We start from the raw sequence: 26991 nt of genomic DNA on the forward strand, positions 1-26991 counted from the left end.
AATAGAGTTTCCCTGACTGAATAATAATGCAGGTTGATAGATGCGATCGTTCTGGTTGCGCGGTTTGTAAAATTAAAGGTGGTACAGTTAGGCGTGTAAACCTATTTTATGCATTCAAAAAGGATTGTATCGCAAAGAAAAATACAAGCCATTTTCTTGCCATGTTCCTGGTTGTGTATCAACTGATATTAAAGGAATTCCCCAATCCAGACGAGCGGTAAGATTGTTCTGTGTCCATTGCCAACCTATTCCTGCCGCAGCCAAAGTATTAGGTGTGGGATTATCTGTACCTGAATTATTCCAGCCGACACCGAAATCTATAAAGGGTATGACCTGTAACATACCATTCATCTTGGGTAGGCGCAGAATGGGTATGAGAACTTCCGCAGAAACCAAAGTTCCGTTATCTGTGAGTAAGTAGTCTTGACGATAACCACGTACACTTTCTTGACCACCTAAGCCAAATTGTTCTAAAGGTAGCAATGCTCTTGAGGATAACTGTGTATTGGCACGGAGTAACAATAAGGTATCAGGAGCTAAAAGCCTTGCCCATTGAGCTTGTCCCTGCCAAGAAAAAAAGCGTCCATCGGGGGCAGATGTATTAATTGTAGGATTTAAGAAATCAATTCCTAGATTGAATTGCGATCGCACGGCAATTACTTGATAGCTGTTGCGAGTAGTCCATTCTTGAAAAAAGCGCAACGCAGATAACCTTGTGCGTCCTTCTTCATCTGCTCCCACTGAGGGGAAAGGAATGCGATCACCGGGGATATAAGAAGCTTCACTTTCCCGTCGAGAACCTGTCAAACCCAAGATAAATTCCTGTGTGGGACTTTGAACAATGGGTTGACGAAATGTCAGTTCATAGGCACGAGAATTAGACTGAATATCGAGGATATTAAAAGGCTCTTCAATTACATTACTGGATGTATTACTAAAGCTAAAAGCTATAGTTCCATTGCGAGAATTCACAGGTAATGTGTAGTTGGCATCAATAGAATTACTGCCATCAGTATTGCTGTAAGTCAGGCTCAGAGCGTCTCCCAAGCCCAATAAATTACCCTCAGATATATTCAATTGGCGACGAAAACTACCAACACTAGGCGATCGACCATTATCTAAGGTAATTTGGGAATGGAACGTTTTCGCCTCATTAATCTTCACTTGCAGTATATTCGTTCCAGTCCGAGAACCAGCAGACAGTTCCGCAGACAAGTTTTCAATCAAAGGATTAAGTTGCAACAATCGCAAAGCCTCCAGCAAACGTTCCCTATTGACAGGTGCTTTTGTGGCTATTGCTAAACGACTACGTATATAACTAGGATTAAGTCGCCCTGTACCCAATATTTCTATGTCTTCTAATTTACCTTCAATTACCTGAATTTTAATCACACCAGATTGGATAGCTTGTGGTGGAATATACGCACCAGAAGTTATATAACCATTCTTAATATACAAATCAGTAATTTGAGAACGAGCCTGAAACACCTCAGCCAGCGAAATCGGTCGTTTAGTAAATTCAGCAGTCACTTGAGCTAACTCCTCAGCACTAAATACAGTGCTACCAATCACTTCAAACCGTTCAACAACAATAGTTGTAGGCGAATTATTAGGAAATTGTTCTGGCAGTGGGGTAATTTGCTCAGTAGGTGGAAATAGTTCTGCTGGTGGGGGTAGTAGTTGTGGAATTTTTGGCGCAGGAAATGGGGAAGATGAAGGTGGTTGTAAATCTTGAGGGAGTGGGATTTGTTGGGATAAAAAGGTATTACCCTTTGATGTTTGTTCAGTTTCTATAGTCTGCGCTCTCAGAGGTCGAGGCGTTACACTATCAAGCGATACTAGTATACTTAATAGCAAGTAATAAAACGCAGTTCTTCTATAGTACATATTATAATATTTTGCTCTGCACCAGATAAAATAATACTTCTTTGGAGGATGATTTTAAAGATTATAGTGATAAATTTATTACAAAAGATTGCATATAGTCTGATTGCCAGGAAAATATTTTAGAGAACGGCTTTTTGGGAATCAACCTAAGTACCACTTAAGATGCAAATGTAACTTTTATTGATTGCAAGATTAAATGTACTTAAGTTAGCTAAACTACGAAGTTTCATTACCATCTATGTAGTATTAGTTAAAACTAAAGTAAATTCGTTGCATTTTATTATACAATCAACAATGTACTAATTATGTAAAAATAAGGAATTGTAAATGAATGGATGATAGATTAAAGTATAAACAAGACAGTTGATGATCCTTATAATGATATGAAAAATGAACCACTTTTATGTAAACAATACCGTGACATAAATGAAAAATGGAAAAATTTAAAAGATTTACATGATGTTATAGTTAAAGCTAAAAAAAATACAAATTATCAACTAGATAGTTTGTATCAAACTAGAAATAGAATTGTACATTCAGGACGCTTTGGACGAACAGGAATTTATCTTTGGATTCATCTTGAGTGGTATGTTGCAAAGTTACTTGCTTCATCAATTCTAATCATGGATGGCCTACGTAATAATCTGAGTATAGATGGAAATCCAAGAGATATAGTATTTGGGTGTCTGCGAGGACAATATGAATCAAGTATTGATTATCTCCTTCGGCATCAAGATAAAATAATAGACTTTGAGCATATCTTAGCAAGTGGAATTACTAGATTTCCGTATATATGTTTTTAAAAGATACTAATTAAGCGTATTTGTGGCATGATCTAGCAAGGAAAAAAATCACTTCCCCTACTTTGCTTGCTCAATTCATCCCAACATTTATACTGCAACACCCTTTTTTCTCCTCCTTCTCTCACAGTTTGCCAGACGATATGGCGGAAAACCCTACTGCCTAACTGCCAACAGCCGCTTGCATGGATTTGTTAGACTGATAACACACCAGGATTTTTCAGTCACAACGCCAGCAGACGAGGCAATTCATGCTTACAAATACCCTACTTCTCTCGAACCAACTCCCCTCCCTCCAGTATTCATCCACCTCAGAACGGTTTGATGAAACCTGGGAAGCCCCACTGGCAACCCTTTTAGGACTAGGACGCGCCGCTGGTGCTGATTTTATCGAATTCTATTTAGAACGTCGTAACTACATCAGTTGTTTAGCAGAAGACGACACCATCACCAGTATTTCACCCAGTTTAGCCACAGGTGCAGGAGTTAGAGTATTTCGTGGCAAAGCTGACTGCTACGTCAGCACCAATAACCTGACATTTTCCGGGTTAAAAGCAGCTTTAGAAAAAGGTCTTTCCATCTTAGGATTACAACTACCTACAGCTAATGCTTTCATTCCCGAAATTAACCTCGAATTACTGAGAGACTACGCCAGCAAACGCGGCAAAGATGGCTGGCTACCTTTGTGTAGTTCTATCCGCGAAATGGGAGAAGTTCTCCTTGATGGTACTGCCCAACTCCACAAAAAAGCTACTCACGTCCAATCACGTCGTGCTTCTTATTTCCGTGACTGGCAAGAAGTTTTAGTTGCTGCCAGTGATGGTACATTTGCCCGTGATATTCGCCTCACTCAATCAGTAGGATTTAATATCCTCTGTGCTGATGGTGCTAACCGTGCTTCCATTGCCGAACGTGCAGGTAACACCAGTGATGCTAATTTCCTGAGAACTTGGGATTATCAACAAGCATCTGAACAAATCGCCGAATCAGCCGGTAAAATGCTTTATGCAGATTACGTAGAATCAGGAACTTACCCAATTATCATGGCCAATCACTTTGGCGGCGTAATTTTCCACGAAGCCTGCGGACACCTGTTAGAAACAACCCAAATCGAACGCAACACCACACCCTTTGCTGATAAAAAAGGCGAAAAAATTGCCCATGAAAGTTTAACAGCTTGGGATGAAGGACGCGCTGATAATGCCTTCGGTACAATTGATATGGATGACGAAGGAATGCCAGCACAAAGAACATTATTAATTGAAAAAGGTGTTCTCAAAAACTTCTTAGCTGATAGAACTGGTTCAGTTCGCACCGGACATCCTAGAACAGGCAGTGGCCGCCGTCAAAATTACACCTTTGCCGCCGCAAGTCGGATGCGGAATACTTATATTGATACAGGCGAATACACCAACGAAGATTTATTTGCCTCTGTTGATAAAGGTATTTACTGTAAAAAAATGGGTGGCGGTAGTGTAGGTGCTACAGGTCAGTTTAACTTTAGTGTTGATGAAGCTTATTTAATAGAAAATGGCAAACTTACTAAACCGCTAAAAGGCGCTACCTTGATTGGTGAAGCTAAGGAAATTATGAATAAAATTTCCATGTGTTCCCAAGATTTAGAACTTGCACCCGGTTTTTGTGGTTCTGTTAGTGGCAGTATTTACACTACAGTTGGACAACCTCATATTAAGGTTGATTCTATTACTGTTGGTGGACGGTAAGAACTTTTAGAATATCTGTCTCACGCTCCAGATGCAGAGGCACAGAGAGCAAGATTGAGTTTGAGATTGTAGGGTGGGTAATGCCCATCTATTAAGTAGTTTTGAATTTTGAGCTTTGAATTGACTATGACAAAAATACAAGAAATTGCAACTTACGCTCAAGAAAATGCCGCTAAATTGGGCATTAAAAAGTTTGATATTTACGGCTCAACTGTAGATGATACGAGCGTTCAGGTTGACCAAGGTGAACCGAAACAAGTTAAGGCTTCTAATCGTTCTGGTGTAATTGTTAGAGTCTGGAATGAAGAGAATACAATGGGTGTGACTAGCACCACAGATGTAGATCCCCTGGGATTAGAATTGGCTTTAAAAACTGCTTATGAAGCTAGTTTTTTTGGAGTGAAGGAAAACATTCCTGATTTTAGTCCAGAAGCCACTGTTCCTATTGCTAATCCACGTCACGAAAAAGCACCCCAATCTCCAGTTTCTGAACTGATTGAGAAATTATTAGTAGCTGAGAAAGAACTTCTATCTACTCATCCTGCTATTACAAGTGTGCCTTATAATGGTTTGGCACAAAGGGATAGTGACAGGTTTTATGTTAATAGTGATGGTGCTGTGAGAACAGAATCTCATTCTTTAGCTACAGTTTATCTTTACACCAAAACAGAGGAAGAAAATAAGAAACCACGCAGTGCAGGTGCTTATCGAGTTAAGGAAAGTTTAGCTGAGTTAGATATTGCTGGTTGTATTAAGGAAACGGCTGAGAAAACTATCAGTCATTTGAACTATGAAAAAATTAAAACTGGTAAATATCGAGTTGTTTTTTCACCAGAAGCTTTCTTGAGTTTATTAGGTGCTTTTTCTAATTTGTTCAACGCTCAAAGCATTCTTGACAATCAAAGTTTATCTAAAGCTGAGGATATTGGTAAACAACTGGCTTCACCTTTACTTTCAGTTTATGATGATGCTTTACATCCAGCTAATATTGGTGCAGAAACTTTTGATGGCGAAGGTACTCCTACCCGTCAGGTAAAGTTGATAGAAAATGGTGTTTTAACCAGCTTTCTACACAGTGCGGGAACTGCGAAAAGGTTCAATACTACACCTACAGGTAATGCTAGTATTGGCGCAAAAGTGAGTGTAAGTCCCAATTTTTATCACGTTTTTGCAGCAGACAAACCTGAGCAAGAATTGAGTTTAGAAACTGCGGAGAATGTGATTTTAATTGATGATTTACAAGCTCTCCATGCTGGCGTTAAATCTTTGCAAGGTTCGTTCTCTTTACCTTTTGATGGTTGGTTAATTAACAAAGGTGAAAAAACCAGTATTGAGTCGGCAACGGTTGCGGGTGATTTTTTGGAAGTTTTGCAGTCAATTGTTTATGTAGAGAAAGAGGTGGAGTTAACACCAGGGGGAGTGTGTCCCAGAGTTTGGGTGAGTGAACTTTCTATTACTGGTGAGTAAAAGTTATGCCAATCATCTGCGAGGTTGCGTCGAATAAATTTTGTAGCAGCATTAAGTAAGCAGGAATTTTCGGCTCTATAACCACTAATAAAGCGCATCTGTGGCTGATATCATCAAGAAATAGTATTGGTTTTTGGTTGAGTGAGATATCAAGAACCCCACGCCCGCAAGCGATGAGGGGGCTATGATGTATTTCATTCACGTGCATACCGCTATATTGATTTTTGGGCAGTATTTAATAAAAGCAAAAAATGCTTGGTATTGCCCATTTCACAAGATAGGATTATCTTTTTTTTATGGAGTTCTCTGAATGCAGTAAACTGTCTCTGTAGTATCTGTAAATTTTGGGTTTTCTTGACAACCAATACCCATAACCAGTAATCCATGCCAATATAAATAAACTAATATCTCTAAATTTTCACCAAATGTATAGAGGAAAAGAATCATCACAATACTCAAGCCAACTTTGGCAGTTTCTCGTCTACTGTCCATTGACTTAATTAACAAATCAACAAAACTGAAACCCAAAGGAAGAGCTAGAGCCATAAAGCCAATAATTCCCTTCACAAATAATAAACCTGCCCAGCTATGGTGTGAACCAATGGGCATATGCTCAACAATGTGAGGTCCTTCTTCAACCACACCATGTCCCCACATTGGAGCTTCAGTTTTCCAGCGATATATAGCAATGTCTTTTAAAGCCATGCGTACTCTTGTAGATCCGGCTCTTGCTCCCTTAAAACCTTCCCAAAAATTATCAAGGGCCACAATGATTGATGGGGAGAAAATGCCACTCAAGTAACTAACAAAACCCACTCCAATTAGCATCTTTGGCCGAGCTAAACCAGAAAAAACTTTTGTAAATAACGGGATGAGGACGATGCAAACCTGAGCCATACGGGATTTACAAACAAAACACATGATCACTGATCCTGCTAGTCCTAACCTGCGCCATTTTTTATTTTTTTCTTGCAAGGCCAGCATAAAGTTAACATTGCCAACAAAACCTAATGCTGGACCCCAAGGAGTAAATAGCCGCCAACGTAAGTCACCTGTGCTGCCATCAATTTCATAGAGAGGCACGTCAAAAAATTCATTACCTGGTCCCCCTACGGCTTTTAGTGGTGAGACATAGAGAACTTGGGGTAGGTGCAAAGAGGGTGCTAACAGTAAAAAAGGGATGATCAACAGGGTATGAAAACCCACAACACACACGGCTCGATAAATTATCTGGGGGCGAATTTTTAAACATCCTGCTAAGGGATACAGAGCCAGTGCAGCCCAACCTTTAGCCCAGCCAATGGAGGATTTAATGATTAGACCTGTTGGTAAATTGTAGTCGAGATGTCCGGCTATCAATGCCACTTCCATCATCAGCATTCCTGCAATCCAAACCCACAAAGATAAGGAGATGGTGATTTTTTCGTCGTCTGGGGTGTCTTCAGTTTGCGCCAGAATTTTGATTAGTAAAAACAGTAGTAGTATCCAACCCAAGAGAGCGCCAACAACGTATAGCCCCCCAAAAACCCAGATGGCATAAGTGTTAGCGATCGCCCACCAGACCACTTTTTCTGGTACATTCTCTGGTTTAATATCATCTTTTTTGCTCTGCTTTACCATCTATTTCCTTTGAAAACTCCAAACTCCTGACTCCGAACTCCGAACTCCGAACTCCGAACTCCGAACTCCGAACTCCTGACTCCTGCATCATGATATCCACTTAGATAGCTTTTCTATCCAGGGTTTACGAATCCATAGCAAAGCAAGACCAAGGGTGGAAAAGACCGAACCGATCGCTGCTCCAACGAGGATAAAGTTCTTCTTGGGAGTAGTGGGGTCATCGGGTAAACTAGGCTCCATTGCCATTTGAATTAAAGGATAGGTTGAAAACACGTCTCCTTGTCCTAAATCTAATTTGGTGAGGGTAGATGCAAATACCGCTTCAGCAATCTGTTGATCTCGCTTCAAGTTTTCTAAGATTGATTGCTTTTGAGAGAGATTATCCAAACGCTTTTCTAGTTGTGCGATCGCAGAGTCTAATCCTTGGACTTGGGCTTTGAGTCCCTTTTGATCTGATTGATAAGTTACCAAACTTTGGAATAATGTATCCCGCGCAGATCCATTCACAGCTAAAGCTAAACGATTGAGTGTGTTAGGAGTGAGAGGCTTTCCTGATAGGTATTCACCACGCTGGAGTAAGGCTACCCAAGCGGCATCTTGCCGTTTTGTTTCTTTAATTACCTGGGGATGATTGACTCCAAACTTAGTAATTAAAACTTCCAAGGTGGTTTTAGCTTCACTATAATCCTTGAGGTTTTGTTGAAAAACTTGGTCTACGTGGAGAAGAAAAGCTGTTGCTGCTTCTGCGGAAGAAAGTCCCAAATCTTCAGACAACTGCTGCATTCGTTTGTTAGTCATCTGCTCTTGGGCATTAGTTTCTGCTCGCAACCGGCGCAGCTGCTCAATATTGGTAGATAAATTACCTACTTGATCAGGAAAACTTAGCCCAGAACGTATTTTATATTCCGAGAGCCTTTTTTGAGCTTCCTCTAATTTGTATTGGGCTGAAAGCAAAATTGCCTGGGAAGGTTTTCCTCGCTGATTAATTTCTCCAGTTCGTAAAACATTAATGTGGCTGACTATTGCTTGATAGAGTGCCAAAGATTTATCCCGTGCTTCTTCTGGACTTTTGCCAGTCACTTCAAACAGCATGATTGTTGTGTTATTTAACAGTTTGATGCGAGGCTTTGGGAATTTATCAGCCGGAATTTTAGCGATCGCAGCAGCGGCTTTTAAAACCCGATCGCTGGTAAAAATATACTCAAGATTTGCTCTCGGATCATAAGTCGAACTTCCTAAAGCCGAACCACTAGAAGAAGACGCTTGACCAATTCCTGGCAAATTGACGCTCACTCCTAAACTACCACTGCTAAGAATTAAACCCCACTCACTGGTGTAGGTAGGTTTGGTAACTTTCAAATAGTGGAGCGATGACCCCCAAATCAAAGTGTTACCTATTGCACTGAGGATGAGATAACGCAGCCAACGGCCTTTGAGCAAACTCCCCAGATTGACCATTTTCAAAACTAACTGTTGCTGTATCATTTGAGCAAATCTCGCAAAATGGGGATAGGGGATAAAATGGTTTGGATAATATCCCGAAACTGCACGACTTTTGAGTCATAGCAAGTGACTATATCATTCGCCTGGAGAAAAGGGTTGTTGGCATCGCTGGTGGAATTTGTCAGTAGATCGTTGATATGGCGTTGTAAATACGTAGTTTTTCCAGTCAACTGCTCAGTAGTTACTAGGATGGCCTTGCGTTCGGCATTAGTACCCCTTGTTCCCCCAGCACAGTTGGCAGCTACCACTGCATGGGAAAAGCGGGCACCATAAGGAAACGAAGTAGCATCACGACCAACCCCAGAACTGGCGTTACCTGTAGCTGGTACGGTGAGATTAGAAAGAAATACTTTTACCCCCGTCGGGGTAATTGGGGAAGGACGCACGAGTTCATTGTTCATTTGTCCTGAATCTGGAACAATAATGCGATCGCCTGCAATCAATGGCAAATCGACAAAGGGTTCACCTGTAAACAAACCAGATAGGTCAATAATTCTGGTTTTTTTGTCACGAATCAATTGAATGTTTTTGATATCAGCAGTAGGTTTGACTCCACCTGCATCACGGATAGCCGCTGCTAAGTAACGGTTTGGGGGATATTGTCCGGCCACTGGTACAGGTGGCTGTGTTTTCTCCCCTGGGGAAGGTTCATTAATAAATACCCTTCCGGGTAAAAATGTTGCCCCACTAACAAACACCTCCACAGGCCCCCACTGCACTACTTTCAAACTCACCTGGAGAAAGGAGGGTTGGAAAAAAGCGCCATCAATCAAAACTGTCGTCAGATTTTCCTCCACTTGCTCTGGTTCTAAACCCACAACAGGCAAGGGGGTGAGATAGGGAATCTCTAAATTGCCTTCTAAGTTGACTTCAAAAATTCCACTAAACTCTGCTCCTTCGGGAATAGTTACCTTGACGCGATCGCCCGGAGATAGAGGCAATGCCAAACTAGGTGTTGCAAAGGTTAGGGTTGCAACTATGGTATTAAAGATTAACCGTTTAAGCATCGACAGTTAAAATCCCCAACTGAATATTTTAGAAATTTGTCAGCATTTAGATACTAAATTTATACCTTATTCATTAAATATCCGCTCTTGCGTTAATTTTATGATATACTTAGATTGTATGTTATCTTCAGTACATAAATTAAGTTAAATATAACCAACACAAAGTCTGGAGTTGATAGAAGGAAAAATTTCCTTCTATATCACTACTTAGTCAGACGGCTGCTGTAAATGAAGATAAAATGATAAATTTTAAAATCAGGGATTGGCTAAACCATTTGCTGGTGCAACAGAAAATCGCTTGGGGTTATGGACTATCCCTGGGAGTTGCGATCGCTGGCACAGGTCTGGGAATTGTCTTAGCCGACCGGGAACAACGACAAGCAGAGGCATTGATCGAAGATGCCCTAGAAGAAATAGAAATCATCACTAGCTTGCAAATTGATGGGCTACAAACATTTGCTCATCAGCATCGGACTCTTGACTTACTTTCTGATCCTGTGCATTCGCAAGCAGAATACACAGAATGGCAGGAGTATTACAATAAATTTCGTCAGAGTTGGCAAGAGTTTAAACAGTCTGAGGGCGGTACAGAAGGGCAAGAAGATGATGAATTACCGGGTGAAGCCGAAGCTATAGATGCTTTTTTGGAAAAGTATGAGGGTATTCCAGAAGCATACATCCAAGAACTTGATCAACTATTCGCCAATTTCGGTACAAAAACCTTAACCCCTGAAAAGATTGTCCGCTTGAGAGCAGATTTAGTCAAACTAGAGCAAAGCACATTAACCGACCAAATTGATGATTTTATTCAAGATTTGAAGATCATCGGGATCATGAGTAAGAACGAATACGCGGCGGCACAGGTCGCTATGAGTAGTAGTAGCGTTCTACGTTTATGGGTTATTGGTATAAGTATGGTGACTTCGGTAGCGATCGCTATTCTGCTCTCCATTGTCACTAGTCATGCTATTGCCCGTCCCATTCAATCTCTCACCGAAGTAACTCAACAAGCACTTAGGGAATCAAATTTTGCGCTGCAAGTTCCTGTGACAACTGAAGATGAGGTGGGAATCTTAGCAACATCCTTCAATGAACTAATTACGTCGGTAAAAATTCTGTTAGACCAGCAACACGAAAATAACGAGACTTTAGAACTGAAGGTAGATGAGCGCACCCAACAACTGAACCAAAAAAATATTGAGCTTAAAGAACTCTTAGAAAAACTCCGCAACACTCAAACTCAAATGTTGCAAAATGAAAAGATGTCTGCCTTGGGACTACTAGTGGCAGGTGTGGCCCATGAGATTAATAACCCGATTAATTTCATTCATGGTAACCTGACCCATTTAGAGCAATATGCCCAGAATTTGCTGAATTTTGTCCAACTTTACCAAAAATATTACCCAAATCCGGTTGTGGAAATTGAGAAAGAAGCAGAAGAAATAGATCTGTCTTTTTTGCAAGAAGACCTACCCCAAATTCTCCGCTCAATGGAAATAGGCACTAATCGCATCCGCGAAATTGTTAATTCCCTTCGCAACTTCTCGCGCTTAGATGAAGCAGAATTCAAAACCGTTAATATCCACGAAGGTATAGATAGTACACTGCTGATTTTGCAACACCGCCTCAAAGCTAAACCAAAAAGTCCAGAAATTAACGTGATTCGTGAATATGGTGATTTGCCATTGGTGGAATGTTATCCTGGTCCACTCAATCAGGTGTTTATGAATATCCTAGTAAATGCGATTGATGCCCTAGAAGAATTGAATATCAACCGAACCTATCAAGAAATTAAAGATTATCCCCATCAAATCGTGATTCGCACTGCGATGATTGATCCACAATGGGTAACAATTACGATCGCTGATAACGGTTCTGGCATACCTGAAGCTGTTCGAGAGCAGATTTTTAACCCTTTTTTTACAACCAAGCCCATTGGTAAGGGAACTGGTATGGGCATGGCTATCAGTTACCAAATCGTTATTGAAAAACACGGTGGCACCTTAGAATGTGTTTCCAACGTTGGAGAAAAAACCGAGTTTATCATTCAAATCCCTGTTAAGCAGCTTGTTTAACAAATTATTAGGGATTTAGTTGTTATTCCTTGATTATCTGTCATGAGTCAAATATGCGTGCCTTTTCCTCTTCAATTTTAACCCTTAACACCGAACTCCGAACTCCGACCTCCGACCTCCGACCTCCGATAAGGTTAGGGTCGCAACTATGGTATTAAAATTTCAAAGCTTAAGCATTGTCAGAGAAAATACGTAAATAAGTATCTCGGTAATTCGTGAGAGCAAAAAGACTAGACTTAGTAGTATTTATAACTAGAAAATTTAGTTTAAATCTTCCCTAATAATTAATATTTATTTTACTGTATTAATTGAGATGTTCCCATCCCATTTTGACCAATTTAACTAGCTATTGAGCCAACTGTAAGGCGTAAGTTACGTAATTGCCGATTTTAATTACTGATGTCAATCAGGGAAATTAGTGAGATTCAATAGCCGAATCAGTTGGTAGTCAATCATCAAAAATGATACAAATTTTATTTGACATTGAGCCAAATTAAGTATATAAAAATAATACAGGTTTTTTAAAAGTATGCATTTTTTCTCAGTAACCCTGTTTGCCATCTCAGGAGGTGCTGGAAATCTACTAATCAAAAAGCAAACAGCAATCACAGCAACCCATTGGTCTTTCGGGGAAAGTCCGTCTACATGGTCTTAAAATCCTTGTAGATTTCAGGTTGGGTTGACATCAAAAAACCCAAATAATCAAAGTTTTTGTTGGGTGGCATGATTGCTTAACCCGACTATTTTTTTCCGGGCATTTACCAGTCAATTAATTATGAGAATCTCCATAAATGGGACTCACTGTTGGTCTGCTAAACACTTATTCAACGCTCAATATTGGTGATGCAGCCATTTATAGTGCCTTAACTGCTCTAGCATCTGAGGCTGAGGTTGTGGCTCAATTCCAAGATTCGGTACCGGATTACATTCCCGGTTTGCAAATTGTGCCGCAGATTAAGCATTGCGATGCTTATATTAGTGTCGGTGGCGATATTTTTAATAACGCCCGTGAAGGCTTAATTACCAAATCCTTCATTAGGAATTTGCTTCAGTTAAGGCGATCGCCCAAGCATACCTTTGTGTTTGGTCAATCTATTCCCCGATCATGTCACGGTTTGAGTTTTCGAGCCTTGACCTTATGCTTGCATCGGTTGGCTGCTGTTTGCGTGCGAGATGTCGAAAGCCATCAACGTTTAACGACAGCTGGCATCCCAGCCATTTTATCTTTTGATGCAGCATTTACTCTATCGGCGAGCGAGCAAGCCAAAGACCTCGCAGCACAGCTGTTAAAAACACTGGAAATTCGACCAGAATCAGCAGCTTTGATTTCTCTGCGTACCTTTGATTCCATGTATCGCCATGACAATCAGCAGTTTCAAAAACAACTTGTGTCCTTAAGTCGGAAATTCTGCCAACAGGGATATCAACCTGTATTGCTGATTCAGTCTCAAGCTTACGGTGCTGATAATGACTTGGCTATGGCCAAGGAAATTGTCCAACAAGTACCGAATCTGAAAATTTTTAATCCCTTTGCCTTTACCCATGAACTACCTAACTGGGAATTGGTAATGGGTGCATTGGCTATTTGCGGTCTGATTGTGGCAATCAGATATCATACATCAGTTTTAGCCTTAGCTAGTGGACGAATTCCTTTTAACTTGTACTACTCAAATAAGGGTAGAGATTTAACCAACCGCTTACAAATACCAGGTTGCAGCCTAGAAGAGTTTAATCCAGATATTCATTTGGATGCGATCGCTATTACTTGTGCTACTAAATTTGACCATGAAGCAATTCGTCAACAGGTCAAACGGGATTTTCAAAACTGCTATAACCGAATATTACAGCCATGAAACCAAAAGTTTGCCATTTTGTAGGTGGTCAAGGCATGGGTTGGACTGGTGGCATTAAAGCCACATTAAAAAGTTTAGAAATGTCATGGCTGTCGGAAAAATTTGAGTTTATTACTGCGCCTTTATCAGCAGCATCTTCTGTCATCTCAAAACACCACCCAGACGTGACTATAGTTCATGCTGCTTCCTCCTGGCAGGGGTTACTACCGCTGTGGAAACTACGGCGTTCAGGCAAGTTAATCATCAATGAACATCACTACAGCGCAGGTTTTGAAGCTTTTAATGTGCCATCACTGACCCGGTTTCATAGAATGTTAAAACTGGCTTACGGAATGTGCGATCGCTTAGTTACTGTTTCTCAAGGACAGCAAAATTGGATACTCAAAAACCAATTAGCGTCGGCTGACAAAATCAGTGTAATTCCGTTCTCCCGGTTGATTTATCCCTTTTTCAATATTCCCCCCAAACCGAGATTGTCAAATCAACCTTTCATATTAGGTGCTTATGGGCGATTTTCCTATCAAAAAGGCTTTGATATTCTGATTGATGCAGTCAAACACATTCCCGGTTCCAGAATCCAATTACAAATTGGTGGTGGTGGACAAGACGAAGACAAATTAAAACAATTAGCTGCTAACTGTCCCCACATCGAATTTGTGGGACGCATTGATGATGTCCCTGCTTTTTTAAGTCAGTGCGATGCCGTGGTTATTCCCTCCCGGTGGGAACCTTGGGGTAATGTTTGTTTAGAAGCTAGGGCTGCTGGTAAACCAATTATTGCTTCCGCAGTGGATGGTTTGAGTGAGCAAATTCAAGACTTTGGACTGCTTATTCCCCCAGAAAATTCTGTAGCACTAGCTAAAGCAATTCAGGAATTAGTCGATTTACCTGCACTGGAATTAGAACATAAAGGACAACAGGGAAAAGCTTCAGCAATCAATTCTTGGCAAACTTACCTATCTAACTGGGAAGTGTTGCTGGAGGAATTGACATGAAAGCGATCGCTCAAACTTTATCCGCTTTCAAAAAAGACCGCTTTATCCGCAATATTGGCTGGATGGGGGCTTCTGAATTAGTCATTAGGGTATTTCGCCTTGTTACCACCGTCATTCTTGCTCGTTTTCTCAGTGCAGAAGATTATGGTTTAGCTGCCATAGTCTTGATGACTTTTGAATTTATTCGCGTCTTCACCCGCAACGGTATTGCCGACAAAATCGTGCAAGCCGAAGCCAGCGAAGTAGAAGAGTTATGCCGCACTGCTTATGGCTTGAATTGGGTAATAGCCTTAGTTTTATTTGTCGGTCAATGTTTAGCATCATTAGCGATCGCACAATTCTATAATAATTCCCATCTCATTGTTCCCATCTGTCTCATTGCCGTAACTTACCTAATTTATCCCCTGGCAATGGTACAAACAGCCTTAATTAGAAGAGAAAACCGCTTAAATATTCTCGCCCTCATTAGTTCAGTCCAAGTCTCTACAGATAATGTATTGACGGCAATTTTTGCCCTTTCAGGTATGGGAATGTGGGCAATTGTATTACCGAAGTTTTTAGTCGCACCGATTTGGATTATTCTCACCTTTAAATATCATCCTTGGCGGATGACAAAATCTTTTACATTTGATAAATGGCAACAAATTACATCCTTTGCTAGTCGTATATTGGGCATAGAATTACTCACAATTTTTCGAGAAAACGTAGATTATCTTTTGATTGGGAGATTTGTGGGTGTAGAAGCTTTGGGAGTTTATTATTTTGCTTTTAATGCTGGATTAGGAATTAGTTTAAGTGTAATAAATGCTATACGAGTCTCACTATTTTCTGACCTATGTGATCTCAAATCTCAGACAGAGTTATTTACCCAACGCTATACCCACAGTTTACGCAAAATAGCCTTAATGATTGTTCCTTTAGTAGTCTTGCAATCCAGTTTAGCCCCCTTTTATGTCCCCCTCATATTTGGGCAAAAATGGGTAGAAAGAGGAGCCGTATCTATATTAATTTTGATTTGTTGTTCGGCTTTATCCCGTCCCTTTGCTGATGCAGCTTCTTTAATGTTTCGTGCCTTTGGTCAACCAGAAATTGAATTGCGTTGGAATCTCTTGTTTACTGCTTGTTTAGCTACTGCCATTATCATCGGTACAAACTGGGGAATTTTAGGAGCAGCAGTGGCCGTAATGGCAACTCACCTGACTTTGCAACCAAATATATACCTTCTGGGCAACTCGGCAAAAATTACCTAAATTCTTGCAAGAGGTGAACCCATGACAAATATTAACCCCATGGTGACAGTAATTATTCCCGCTTACAATGCCGCTCAGTTTTTACCAGCAGCCATAACATCTGTTCAACAACAAACTTACTCTGACTGGGAATTATTAATAATAAATGATGGTTCTACGGATGACACAGTTGCAGTTGTCAGGCAATATCAAGAAACAAATCATTGCATTCATTTAATTCATCAACGAAATCAAGGAGTTTCTACCGCTCGTAATTTAGGAATCGAAAAAAGCAGAGGTAAAATAATTGCTTTTCTCGATGCTGATGATCAATGGCTTCCCGATAAACTTCAACAACACCTGCAACATTTTCAATCTCATCCCCGGTTAGGAGTGAGCTTTTCACAAGTCGAAATCCTCACCCCCGCAGGTGAACCAACTGGACAAGTTTCTAGTTCCCGTTTAACTGACTTAAAACCAGAGCATTTACTTTCAGAAAACCCTACGACTACTACTTCTAATTGGGTAGTTCGTAAAGAGGTATTTGCTCAAGTAGGAGGCTTTTCTCCTGACATGAGTTATTCCGAAGATTTGGAATGGTTACTGCGGGTAATCTGCACTGGTGTTTGGGAAATTGCGGGGATAAACCAGGTGTTAACTCGCTATCGTACCAGTTCCGCTGGGCTGTCATCAAATTTGTATCGGATGGAAACAGGTTGGAATCAACTGGTGGAGAAGGCGAAAATCTATGCTCCACAATTGGTTGAAAATTATTTTGCTTTGGCTCAAGCTCTGCATTTGCGTTATCTGGCTCGACGGGCTTTTCGGTTAAAGTTACCGGCTGCGGTGGGGGTGGATTTTATGAGTCGTGCTTTGGTTTCTGATTGGCGGTTGTTGTTTCATCAGCCACGACGGAGTTTGTTTACTTTGATGGCTGTGTTTGGGGGGTTGGTGATGGAAAAGATTTTTTTCACGCAGAGACGCAGAGTCACAGAGAGGAAGAGTTGAGAGTTTTAAAGTTACCTAATTAATATCATGCCTAAAATATCTGTAATTATTCCTGTTTATAATTCTGAGAAAACGGTTGCTGAAACTCTGGAGTCTGTTCTGGCACAAACCTATGGAAATTTAGAAATTATTATTGTTGATGATGGTGCGACTGATAAAAGTATTGAGATTTGTCGGCAGTTTAAGGATAAGCGAATTAAGATTATTCATCAACAAAATCGCGGTTTGGCTGGGGCAAGAAATACAGGAATTCGTCACGCGAAAGGGGAGTTTTTAGCTTTTGTTGATAGTGATGATTTATGGTTGCCAGAAAAGTTAGAAAAGCATCTTCAACATTTGCAGCGTTCGCCGCAGGTGGGGGTGAGTTTTTCTCGGTCTTTATTTATTGATGATCAGAGTAAACCTTTGGGTATTTATCAAATGCCTAAGTTAAAAAATATTACTCCAGAATATCTGTTCTGTCGTAATCCTATTAGTAATGGATCTTCGGTTGTAATTCGTAGGGATGTTTTAACGGCTATTAAGTTTGAAGCTAATGTTCATGGGGAGGTGGAAGATTTTTATTTTGATGATCGTTTTCGTCAATCTGAAGATATTGAATGTTGGTTACGTATTGCTCTCCAAACAACTTGGAAAATAGAAGGTATTCCTGAGGCACTTACTCTTTATCGTTTAAATAGCGGTGGTTTGTCGGCTAATCTTTTTAAACAATATGAATCTTGGGAACAAATTCTGATCAAAACCCAAGTTTATAATCCTGAGTTTATTGAGCAATGGGGCGATAAAGCTAGAGCCTATCAACTACGATATTTAGCACGACGAGCTACAAGACAAAGATCTTCACGAATGGCAGTTACTTTAATTAACCAAGCTTTGGGGACTTATTGGCAGATTATTTTGGAGGAACCTCGACGCACTTTCATCTCTTTTATTGCTGCCTATTTATTATGGTTGCTGCCAAAATCAATCTACCAATGGCTAGAGAAATTAATCATGCAAATCACTGGAGCAAATCAGCAAAAACGTATTCAAAAAGAACAAATGAGTTAGTGAATAAATTCTTTTTAATCCCAATCATCAATCACCAATTACCCATTACCAATTATGACAGTTTTATTAGTTTGTTCTTCTGGTGGACATTTTAAGGCTCTGCAACAATTACGTCCTTTTTGGGAAAATCAAGATCGAGTTTGGGTGACTTTTCGCACTGCAACTACCGAAGCTGATTTAACTGAAGAAAAGGTTTATTGGGCTTATAGTCCTACTAATCGTAATCTTCCTAATTTGTTCAGAAATCTGTTTCTAGCTTGGCGACTACTTAGGCAAACTCGACCAGATGTCATTATCTCTACTGGTGCTGGTGTTGCTGTTCCTTTTCTGATTTTGGGCAAATTATTGGGTAGCAAAACGGTATTTATTGAATCGGTAACTCGGATTCATACTTTAAGTCTATCGGCTAAGTTAGTTTTACCTTGTTCTCAGTGTTTTATATGTGCAGTGGCCACAACTGCAAGTCCGTTATCCTCAAGCTGAACTTGTGATTCCCCAGGAGGTTTTAAGTTATTAAAAAATCTTTATTCCCTATTCCCTATTCCCTATTCCCTCTTTAATTTATGATTTTAGTCACAGTTGGCACAGAACAATATCCTTTTAATCGGCTGATGCAATGGATTGAGGTATTGTTACAGTCAGAAATTATTCAAGAAGAAGTAGTTGTTCAATATGGAAAATCAACTATTTTACCTGCTGGTGCAAAGGTGTACCAATTTCTGAAAGAAGACAAGTTTCAAGATTTGATCAAACAAGCGCGAATAGTGATTGCCCATTGTGGTGAAGGAACTTTACTGCTTTTGGATTCTTTGGATAAGCCTTATATTTTAGTCTCGCGCAGTCAAGAGTTTAAAGAACACGTTGATGATCATCAGGTCGAACTCGGTTTAGCACTATCACAAATTAATGTTCCTATTGCTTGGTGTCCCGGAGATTTGGTGCGGTTTATAGATGCCCCTAGAAGGGTTTCTGTTGCCGATGTTTCTCAAGCTAGTGCGATCGCTCTTTGTCAGAGTTTACAATCTCGCTTTGGTCAAAATCTCAAGGATGATAGATTACAAAAAAGGCAGGAGGTTAAGAGTATCAATTAAAACTTTTTCCTATTCTCTATTTTTTAATTAACTCTTTTCCAGGTAAAGATTATGACTTTTCAGACTAAAGCAATTACACCCTTAGTTACTAATCGTTTTCATAATACTCTTTTAGTACAGTTACCATCTCGATTAACTGTGATAGAGGCTGTATCTTTTCGGAAGTATTTTCAAGAATTGCTGGAAGATTCTAGTATCACTAAAATCATTTTAGATTTTGGTCAAACGACAATTATTGATAGTAGTGGTATTGGTTCACTCATTACTAATATCAAGTCTGCAAAGGCTAAAAACATTCAATTAACTGTTTGGAGTCCTAACCCCCAGGTGAAATTAGCATTTTCCTTGGTTGGTTTGGATAAAATATTGAATATTCAAGCCGATACTGAGGCAATTATCCCTACTGTAAGCCGTAAATCTCAACAGCGTCCACCTTTAACCCATGCTTCGGTGCGATCGCCTATGAAACGGACAATGGACATTGTAGGGGCTATTCTGGGCTTGGGTGTGACTGCCGTACTGTTCGTTCCCATTGCGATCGCTATCAAACTTGATAGTCCTGGGCCTATACTATTTAGTCAGACCCGTTGTGGTTGGATGGGAAGACGGTTTCGCATTTGGAAGTTTCGCTCAATGGTAACTAATGCTGAGGCTCTCAAATCTACCATTAATAATCAAGCTTCTGGTGCTTTTTTTAAAAATGATCATGACCCCCGCATTACCCGTGTTGGTCGCTTTCTTCGCAAAACTAGCTTAGATGAATTTCCTCAATTCTGGAATATACTAAAAGGAGATATGAGTTTAATTGGTACTCGTCCACCCACCCAAGATGAGTTAGAACAATACGAAATTTTTAATTGGCAAAGATTAGATGTCAGACCAGGTTTGAGTGGTGAATGGCAAGTCAATGGCCGCTCAAAAATTCGCAACTTTGAAGATGTAGTTAAACTTGATTTACGCTACCAAGAAAATTGGAGTCTTGGTTACGATGTCAAATTAATTTTGAAAACATTTATTGTCGTTTTCAATAAAGATTCAGGAGCTGCATAACCCATTTTTAGTAGTTTAAAGCAGCTTACCTTTCTTTTACTAAAATTTCATGGAAACAAATTTATTGCTCCATCATTACAATCTACAAGTTGTTAGCGATATTGACGCAATGGCAACAGTTGTGGAATGGTTTAATCAATTCAACAACAAACAGATATCTTATCAAACCTGGCTAGAAGGACAGACTGCTTTACTGGAAGGTTTTACAAATGTAGTACGTCATGCCCACAAACACCTTAGTCCTGAAACTCTTGTTGATTTAGAAGTACAAATGTCTCCTGAATATTTCCAAATCTGTATTTGGGATCAAGGTGATGTTTTTGATTTAGAAGCAGCTATAGAAAGTTTCAATCAAGAAACTAGCCAAAGCGAATTTAATCCTTTAGATCATGAATTTCAATGGGGTTGTATTTTTTTCCTGAAGCTCAGAGAAGACTATGGCTGGACGATTAGTTATACGCGTAATTTAGAAAATAGGAACTGCTTACTACTGAAAAAGCAACTAGGTATTTTATGATGCTAAATTTCTGACACAATATTTTTAACCTTCTTAAAACTGATGGTTAATTTACTCATGTCGTGTGATATAGCAATTCCCATTCAAGTGAGGTACAAGAAGTAATAATTAAACGCAGATGGACGCAGATAAACGCAGATATTTTTGTACTTCATTAGGCTAGGAAATGCTATAAATTTTCCAGTGTACTGTAAATTAATATAACCAAACTTCAAAATGTCTACTTCACATACATTTATGGATTCGCAAGTAAAAATGATTCAGCCTCAAGGCATTTTTAACAGTAAGAATGGACAACAACTTCTTGAAGAAGTTGATCAACTAACCTCTGATATCAAAACCATTTTGATTGATTTTCAAGATGTTACATTTATGGATAGTTCTGGTTTTAGTGCCTTGCTAGTAACCCTAAAAACAGTTCGACAAAAAAATGTTAGATTGGTAATTTGTTCTATCAACGAGCAAATAAAAATGATATTTGATATGACTAATACAAATCAAGTTTTTGAAGTGTTACCTGATCAAGCATCATTTATATAAGTAGAGTCAGGAGTCAGGAGTCAGGAGTCAGGAGTCAGGAGTCAGGAGTCAGGAGTCAGGAGTCAGGAGTCAGGAGTCAGGAGTCAGGAGTCAGGAAGAAGAATATTTTTCTCTTCTGTTCCCTGCCATATAGCGGTATGCATTTGAATGAAATACATCATAGCCCCCTCATCGCTTGCGGTGAACCAGCGCTGTAGGCGACTGGTGAATCCGAAGGAGGAGGGGGTTGGGGGTGGGGTTTTTGTACGTCGCTCAACTGAGGAAATACAATTTATTTACCTAATTCTTAAAGTTCAATTGAGGTAAAACTTATTTCTAATAAAGAGCAATCATCTGTAAAAAGTTGATTTCCTGTTTCTGTTTTAATACCTTCTATAATATCATCTAAATCCATTTCATTTTTTTGATTATATCTTGTCAATAAATTAATAAACCCATTCAAATTCCAGAGACTACCATCAGGCTGTTCAATTTCATATACTCCATCGCTAAAAACATAAATTTTACTAGATGCTTGAATGTCACATACAGCATTCTGGTATTCTGATTCTGCAAATGCTCCAATTGGCATACTGGGAGTAATTAACTGTTTAATATCTATACTAGATTCAGTTGATTGAGAAAGTAATAAAGCTGGTGGATGTCCAGCAGTAGAATAAGTTAATTGATTAGAAATGCGGTTAAAAACTCCATACCAAATGGTAAAGTAACGGGCGTTATGCTTTTCCATGTGAAAAACTTCATTCAAGGCATTGAGAACTGCTGATGGTTGATAAAAGTTGGCTTTAGGGAGACTTTGCGATCGCAGTAAATTATGTACAAAAATTGAAGGAAAAGCCGCAGCTAATCCATGTCCTGAAACATCCAACAAATAAATAACTAAGTTATCTTTATCTAACCAATAGTAATCAAAACAATCACCACCCAATTGACTGGAAGGCAAAAACCTAGAATTTATTGTCACTAATCCTGACATTGATTCAGGAAGAATAGATTTTACATACTCAGCAGCTTCATTCAATTCTGTTTCTAAAAGCTGTTTTTGGATTTGTAAATCTTGGGCTAATCTCTGAAGTTCTTGATTAGTTTGATATAATCTCAGTCCTGCTCGCACTCGTGCTTTTAGTTCACTTACATCAATGGGTTTGCTCAAGAAATCATCCGCACCATTGTCTAAACCTTCAACTCTATCTGCAATGGCTGTGCGGGCGGTAAGAAGAATGAAAAATGTTGTTGATAAAGATGGTTCAGATTTAATAATGCGGCATACCTCTAAGCCATCCATTTCATCCATTTGCCAATCACAAATAATCAAGGCTGGATGATGTTGATAAGCTTGCTCTACACCTTGTGTACCGCTAGAAGCGAGAATAACTTCATATCCCTGTCCTTGCAGTGTTTGTTTAAGAACTATTTGAATAATTCGATCATCATCAATGACTAAAATTTTAATTTTCTGATCAGATATTTCCAACATAATTGGTAATTGCCTACTTTAACAAATATGATACAGAAGGAGTCAGGAGTCAGGAGTCAGGAGTCAGGAGTCAGGAGTCAGGAGTTAGGAGTTAGGAGTTAGGAGTTAGGAGTTAGGAGTTAGGAGGAAGAAGAAGAAGAAGAAGAAGATCAGAATAGTCTTGAATCATTAAGCCCTAAGTATTTGTAAGTATTTAATCGGATGTAATATTGATGATCTAAAAACTTTCTAAGGCCGAGATAACATTTTGATATTCGCTCTTTATGCGATTAACTAAATCAGTTATTTGTGCTAATGATAGATGCTGTGCAGTATCTTCCAAAGTTTCACAAATTTTACCCAAGTTGACTGCACCAATACTAACACTGGGCGATCGCAAGGCATGAGCCATTTTTTTGAGATTGGTGATATTTTCAGAGGTTAGAGCATCTTGAATTGCCTGAATTCTGGCTGGGGCATCTTCTAGGTAAACTTGGATTAATTCTGCAATCAAGCGATCGCCTTCACTACCAGCCATATTACGCAAGTCTTCCAGAATACTGTGGTCAATGACTGTTTGCTCCTGAGAAGAAGTTAATACTTGATCTGTAACGGGTTCTATGCCTTGATGCTGCTGAGTACCATACTGTTTGAGAACTGCTTCCAGACCTTCCAAACTAATCGGTTTACTAATATAATCATTCATCCCAATACTCAGGCATTCTTGGCGATCTTCTGGACGAGCATGGGCAGTCATAGCGATGATCCAAGGTTGGGCATCCTGGGAAAAGTCGCTACGAATACGCAGAGTTGTTTCCCAGCCATCCATTTCTGGCATCTGAATATCCATGAATACCACATCATAAAGTTGCCTTTGCAAGGCTTCTAAAGCTTCATGTCCATCATTAGCTACATCTGCTCGATAACCTAAGCGATTCAGCATCTGGAGGGCAATTTTTTGATTGATCAACACATCTTCAACTAGCAGAATTTTCAGGGGTAAGCTTTTGGATAATTTGGTATCAATGGTGGGGAGATCGGGTTTAGACAACCGAGAATAAGAGGGAATGATAGAGTCGGTAGAGTCCTTAATGACCTTAGTAAACCAGCTACCCTGAATAATGTGTAACAGCGTATGATATAGCTGGTATTGACGTACAGGTTTATATAAAAAGGCTGTAAACTCAGCCGATACCTGTTTGACTTCTAAGGTTTGCTTGCCCTTATAACTCAACATTACCAAGGGTAAATCCCGTTGTTTAGGGATGTCTCGAATTTTAGCCGGCAAGTTAAGAGCGTTCCAGTCTGGACTATCAATATCCAAAATAGCCAGAGCGAAGGGTTTTTCTTGCTCTAGATGTTGGAGCATTGCTGTATTAGATTCCACAACTTGGACTTCTAATCCTAAACTTTGAAGTCGCAAAGTTAAGCATTGTCTTAAATTGATGTTATCGACTGCTAAGAGTAACCGCTGATTGAGCAGTTCAGGATCGGTACTGATGGAGCTATTAATAGCTGACGAATCAACTGGGAAAATAACTGTGAAATAGAAAGTAGAACCTTGATTTGGTTGACTATCTACCCACATTCTGCCCCCCATAATTTCGCACAGCCGTTTGCTGATGACTAATCCTAAGCCTGTGCCACCATAGCGTCGAGTCATGGAAACATCAACTTGACTGAAGGGTTTAAAGAGTCGATGTAAGCGATCGCGCGGAATGCCAATACCTGTATCTCTAACTGCAAATTGCAACTCATAGCATCCAGAGGTTGAAACCATCTCCCTGGCTGTGATTGTCACCATTACTTCACCGACCTTGGTAAATTTAATGGCATTACTCATTAAATTCCAGAGAATTTGGCGCAGACGAGTAATATCACCAATAATAAATATAGGTACATCTGTTGCGATTAGGTACATCAATTCAATGCCTTTGGAAGCCGCTTGGGGAGCCAGCAAATCTAGGGCTTCTTCCACACAAAGACGCAAATCAAAAGGCTGTGCTTCTAACTCTAATTTGCCAGATTCAATCTTAGAAAAGTCAAGAATATCATTAATAATTGTCAGTAGTGCATTGCTACTATTGCGGATGGTTTCCACACAGTCGAGTTGCTCAGAAGTCAAGCTAGTATCCAAAAGCATTCCACTCATGCCGATGATGGCATTCATAGGGGTGCGAATTTCATGGCTCATGGTGGCCAGGAAATTGCTTTTGGCCATGTTGGCAGTCTCTGCTGTTTGCTTGGCCAGATTTAGTTCTTCATTTTGCAGTGCTAAGAGATTGGCTTGATGGGTTTCTTGAGTCAGTAACTGTGCTTGGGTGAGGGCAATACCCATTTGATCAGCCAAGTGTTTGAGGAGATCTAATTCTAATTCCGTCCATTGTCTAGGGCGATCGCACTGATGAGCAATTAATAATCCCCATAAATCTTCCCGCACTAAAATTGGGACAACCAGATTGGCTTTCACCTGAAACTGCTGTAAAAATTCCACATGGCAAGGTTGAAATCCTGCTTTCTCTATATCGGAAATCACAGTCATCCGTCCATGACGATAAAAGTCAAAGTATCCATCCTTTAGACAAGGATCATTGATATCTTGGTTGAGAGTGACTGACCATCCTGGAACTACTGCCTCCTGGACAACTTTGCCATTACCATCAGGGTTAACTTGAAAGATAACCACGCGATCGCACTGCAAAATCCGTTGCACTTCCGTCACCGTTGTCTGTAGAATTTTTTCCGATTGTAAGGACTGACGAATTTCTTCTGTAATTTGCTTGAGCAATAGCACCCGTTTATATTGTTGTTGTAGTGCGGCTTCTGAGCGTTTGCGTTCAGTAATATCTAAATGGGTTCCCACCATTCTCGCCGCTCTACCTTGAGAATCGCGGCTAACTAACTTACCCCGATCTAGAATCCACTTCCATTCTCCAGATTTGGTAAAAAATCGTAATTCTACCTCATAAAAAGGTGTCTCCCCCTTGATATGTGCGATCAGTCGCTGTTGCATAACTGACAGATCCTCTGGATGGATCAACCGAATTTTCAGCTTGATATCGTGTTCTAGCTCTTCTGGCGTATAACCAAGCATTGTAAACCAACGTGGACTACGATAAACTTCCCCACTCACCAGATTCCAGTCCCAGAGTCCTTCATCTACAGCCCCTAAAGCCAGCTTTAACCGTTCTTCACTTAGCCGTAGTGCATTTTCAGCTTGTTTGCGTTGGGTAATATCGTGGTATTTCCACAGATGACCATAAAATTTTTGGTCAACCACAATAGGTATATAATCCTGTTCAAAAATTCGCCCATCTTGCAATTGCAATTCTTCATTGAGAACTATTTGATCCTGGCTGAGGATCTCATCCACACGCTGGATAAACTTTTCTGGTTCAGCAAAGAGTTGTTTGCTCGTCTGTGCTGCTTGCTGACAATCTACGCCTTGTAAAGCTTCTGGAGCAACGGGAATGCCAAACTGATCACAAAATTCCTGATTTGCTAGGATAACGTGTCGGGTTTCGTCTTCCAATAACACACCAGCCTGTAAACTTTCAATCACTGTTCTCAATCTTGATGCTGTTGCTCGTAATTCAGCCCGCTGAGATGTAAGTCTGGCAGTGAGTTTTTTGGCATCTGTCAAGGCTGAATTCTTGGCCTGTAAAAGAAACAAATAATCTGAAACAGAATCATAGAGAGGAAAATCATCTAGCTTTAAGTCCAGTTTTTTTAAATCTGCAATATCAGTAATCCAGGGAGAAGCAAGAAACAGCAGATGATCAGATGCCTCTAGATATACCATCTCTCCTTTTAGCTGCATTTCCTTGTGGTGAGATTGCAACAAAAACAGTGATGGGGAAGCCTGCAAACGCGTATGTTTGCTAATGGCTGCAAAGTTGGCTGGACAGTTGGGGCGATTAATGCGGAAGTGTTCTTCTAGAGAACTACCAACAATTAAAATAGGTTCTAGAATACGCTGAAGCACTCCACCCGCTTGGACAATCTTCATGCTTCGATCTATAACCAAATGAAAAGGGAACAAAGCTGCAAATTGGTCAGGGTCAAGACTAAATTGTTTTGATTCGATTTCCCGATCATTTGTCATAACTGCGTACACCA

20 protein-coding genes and 1 pseudogene are annotated in these 26991 nt (G+C 40.0%); 14 read left to right on the forward strand and 7 right to left on the reverse strand.

Annotated elements, in window-relative coordinates:
• Window positions 1–114 precede the first annotated feature (114 nt).
• On the reverse strand, window positions 115–1887 hold the full coding sequence (locus ACOWPH_RS10090; RefSeq protein WP_015215254.1) for a ShlB/FhaC/HecB family hemolysin secretion/activation protein: 1773 nt from the start codon (window positions 1885–1887) through the stop codon (window positions 115–117).
• Window positions 1888–2270: 383 nt separating this feature from the next.
• Between ACOWPH_RS10090 and ACOWPH_RS10095 the strand changes: the two genes are divergently transcribed.
• From ACOWPH_RS10095 to ACOWPH_RS10105, 3 genes are all read left to right on the forward strand, one after another.
• Window positions 2271–2690: a hypothetical protein gene (locus ACOWPH_RS10095; RefSeq protein WP_015215255.1), complete on the forward strand. Its 420-nt coding sequence runs from the start codon at window positions 2271–2273 to the stop codon at window positions 2688–2690.
• Window positions 2691–2938: 248 nt separating this feature from the next.
• Window positions 2939–4411 carry a TldD/PmbA family protein gene (locus tag ACOWPH_RS10100; RefSeq protein ID WP_015215256.1) on the forward strand — a complete coding sequence of 491 codons (1473 nt, stop codon included), beginning with the start codon at window positions 2939–2941 and terminating at the stop codon, window positions 4409–4411.
• Between the two features lie 126 nt (window positions 4412–4537).
• Window positions 4538–5878: a TldD/PmbA family protein gene (locus ACOWPH_RS10105; protein WP_015215257.1), complete on the forward strand. Its 1341-nt coding sequence runs from the start codon at window positions 4538–4540 to the stop codon at window positions 5876–5878.
• Here the strand turns inward: ACOWPH_RS10105 and ACOWPH_RS10110 are convergent.
• The 4 genes from ACOWPH_RS10110 to ACOWPH_RS10125 all read right to left on the reverse strand — a co-directional run bounded on the left by ACOWPH_RS10110 (window position 5865) and on the right by ACOWPH_RS10125 (window position 10008).
• Entirely contained in the window at window positions 5865–6086 is a 222-nt protein-coding gene (locus ACOWPH_RS10110) for a hypothetical protein (RefSeq protein WP_096713136.1), read from the reverse strand. The two genes, ACOWPH_RS10105 and ACOWPH_RS10110, sit on opposite strands and share 14 nt — an antisense overlap.
• Window positions 6087–6172: 86 nt before the next feature.
• Complete coding sequence (locus ACOWPH_RS10115; protein WP_015215258.1) at window positions 6173–7498, reverse strand: hypothetical protein; 1326 nt, start codon at window positions 7496–7498, stop codon at window positions 6173–6175.
• Window positions 7499–7585: 87 nt separating this feature from the next.
• Window positions 7586–8983, reverse strand: a complete 1398-nt coding sequence (locus tag ACOWPH_RS10120; RefSeq protein WP_015215259.1) for a GumC family protein — start codon at window positions 8981–8983, stop codon at window positions 7586–7588.
• Complete coding sequence (locus ACOWPH_RS10125) at window positions 8980–10008, reverse strand: polysaccharide biosynthesis/export family protein (RefSeq protein WP_015215260.1); 1029 nt, start codon at window positions 10006–10008, stop codon at window positions 8980–8982. The genes ACOWPH_RS10120 and ACOWPH_RS10125 overlap by 4 nt, the downstream gene beginning before the upstream one ends.
• A 239-nt stretch (window positions 10009–10247) precedes the next feature.
• On the opposite strand from ACOWPH_RS10125, the gene ACOWPH_RS10130 reads away from it, so the two are divergent.
• From ACOWPH_RS10130 to ACOWPH_RS10180, 11 genes and pseudogenes are all read left to right on the forward strand, one after another.
• A complete protein-coding gene (locus tag ACOWPH_RS10130) occupies window positions 10248–12083 on the forward strand; it encodes a sensor histidine kinase (RefSeq protein ID WP_015215261.1) in 1836 nt (611 codons plus the stop codon).
• Between the two features lie 791 nt (window positions 12084–12874).
• Window positions 12875–13936 (forward strand): polysaccharide pyruvyl transferase family protein, encoded by a 1062-nt coding sequence (locus ACOWPH_RS10135; protein ID WP_015215262.1) that lies wholly within the window; start codon window positions 12875–12877, stop codon window positions 13934–13936.
• The gene (locus ACOWPH_RS10140; protein WP_015215263.1) at window positions 13933–14931 is read left to right on the forward strand and encodes a glycosyltransferase family 4 protein; all 999 of its coding nucleotides are present in this window, start codon (window positions 13933–13935) and stop codon (window positions 14929–14931) included. The genes ACOWPH_RS10135 and ACOWPH_RS10140 overlap by 4 nt, the downstream gene beginning before the upstream one ends.
• Window positions 14928–16206: pseudogene (locus ACOWPH_RS10145) on the forward strand (lipopolysaccharide biosynthesis protein). Before ACOWPH_RS10140 ends, ACOWPH_RS10145 begins: the two are co-directional and overlap by 4 nt.
• Window positions 16203–17168 carry a glycosyltransferase family 2 protein gene (locus ACOWPH_RS10150; RefSeq protein WP_015215265.1) on the forward strand — a complete coding sequence of 322 codons (966 nt, stop codon included), beginning with the start codon at window positions 16203–16205 and terminating at the stop codon, window positions 17166–17168. Before ACOWPH_RS10145 ends, ACOWPH_RS10150 begins: the two are co-directional and overlap by 4 nt.
• 27 nt (window positions 17169–17195) lie before the next feature.
• Window positions 17196–18218, forward strand: coding sequence for a glycosyltransferase family 2 protein (locus tag ACOWPH_RS10155; RefSeq protein WP_015215266.1), 1023 nt, complete (start codon window positions 17196–17198; stop codon window positions 18216–18218).
• Between the two features lie 54 nt (window positions 18219–18272).
• A complete protein-coding gene (locus tag ACOWPH_RS10160) occupies window positions 18273–18701 on the forward strand; it encodes a UDP-N-acetylglucosamine--LPS N-acetylglucosamine transferase (protein WP_422665720.1) in 429 nt (142 codons plus the stop codon).
• Window positions 18702–18781: 80 nt separating this feature from the next.
• Complete coding sequence (locus ACOWPH_RS10165) at window positions 18782–19309, forward strand: glycosyltransferase (RefSeq protein ID WP_015215268.1); 528 nt, start codon at window positions 18782–18784, stop codon at window positions 19307–19309.
• A gap of 51 nt (window positions 19310–19360) precedes the next feature.
• A complete protein-coding gene (locus ACOWPH_RS10170) occupies window positions 19361–20359 on the forward strand; it encodes a sugar transferase (RefSeq protein ID WP_015215269.1) in 999 nt (332 codons plus the stop codon).
• Window positions 20360–20408: 49 nt separating this feature from the next.
• A complete protein-coding gene (locus ACOWPH_RS10175; protein WP_015215270.1) occupies window positions 20409–20876 on the forward strand; it encodes an ATP-binding protein in 468 nt (155 codons plus the stop codon).
• A 216-nt stretch (window positions 20877–21092) separates the two neighbouring features.
• Window positions 21093–21416 carry an STAS domain-containing protein gene (locus ACOWPH_RS10180; RefSeq protein ID WP_052334530.1) on the forward strand — a complete coding sequence of 108 codons (324 nt, stop codon included), beginning with the start codon at window positions 21093–21095 and terminating at the stop codon, window positions 21414–21416.
• A 286-nt stretch (window positions 21417–21702) separates the two neighbouring features.
• Here the strand turns inward: ACOWPH_RS10180 and ACOWPH_RS10185 are convergent, their stop codons facing one another.
• Window positions 21703–22893 (reverse strand): PP2C family protein-serine/threonine phosphatase, encoded by a 1191-nt coding sequence (locus tag ACOWPH_RS10185; protein WP_015215272.1) that lies wholly within the window; start codon window positions 22891–22893, stop codon window positions 21703–21705.
• A gap of 217 nt (window positions 22894–23110) precedes the next feature.
• Window positions 23111–26977, reverse strand: a complete 3867-nt coding sequence (locus tag ACOWPH_RS10190; RefSeq protein ID WP_015215273.1) for a response regulator — start codon at window positions 26975–26977, stop codon at window positions 23111–23113.
• Window positions 26978–26991: the final 14 nt, after the last annotated feature.

The sequence above is a fragment of the Anabaena sp. PCC 7938 genome, from assembly GCF_049315035.1.
In the GTDB taxonomy this organism is placed as follows: domain Bacteria; phylum Cyanobacteriota; class Cyanobacteriia; order Cyanobacteriales; family Nostocaceae; genus Anabaena; species Anabaena cylindrica.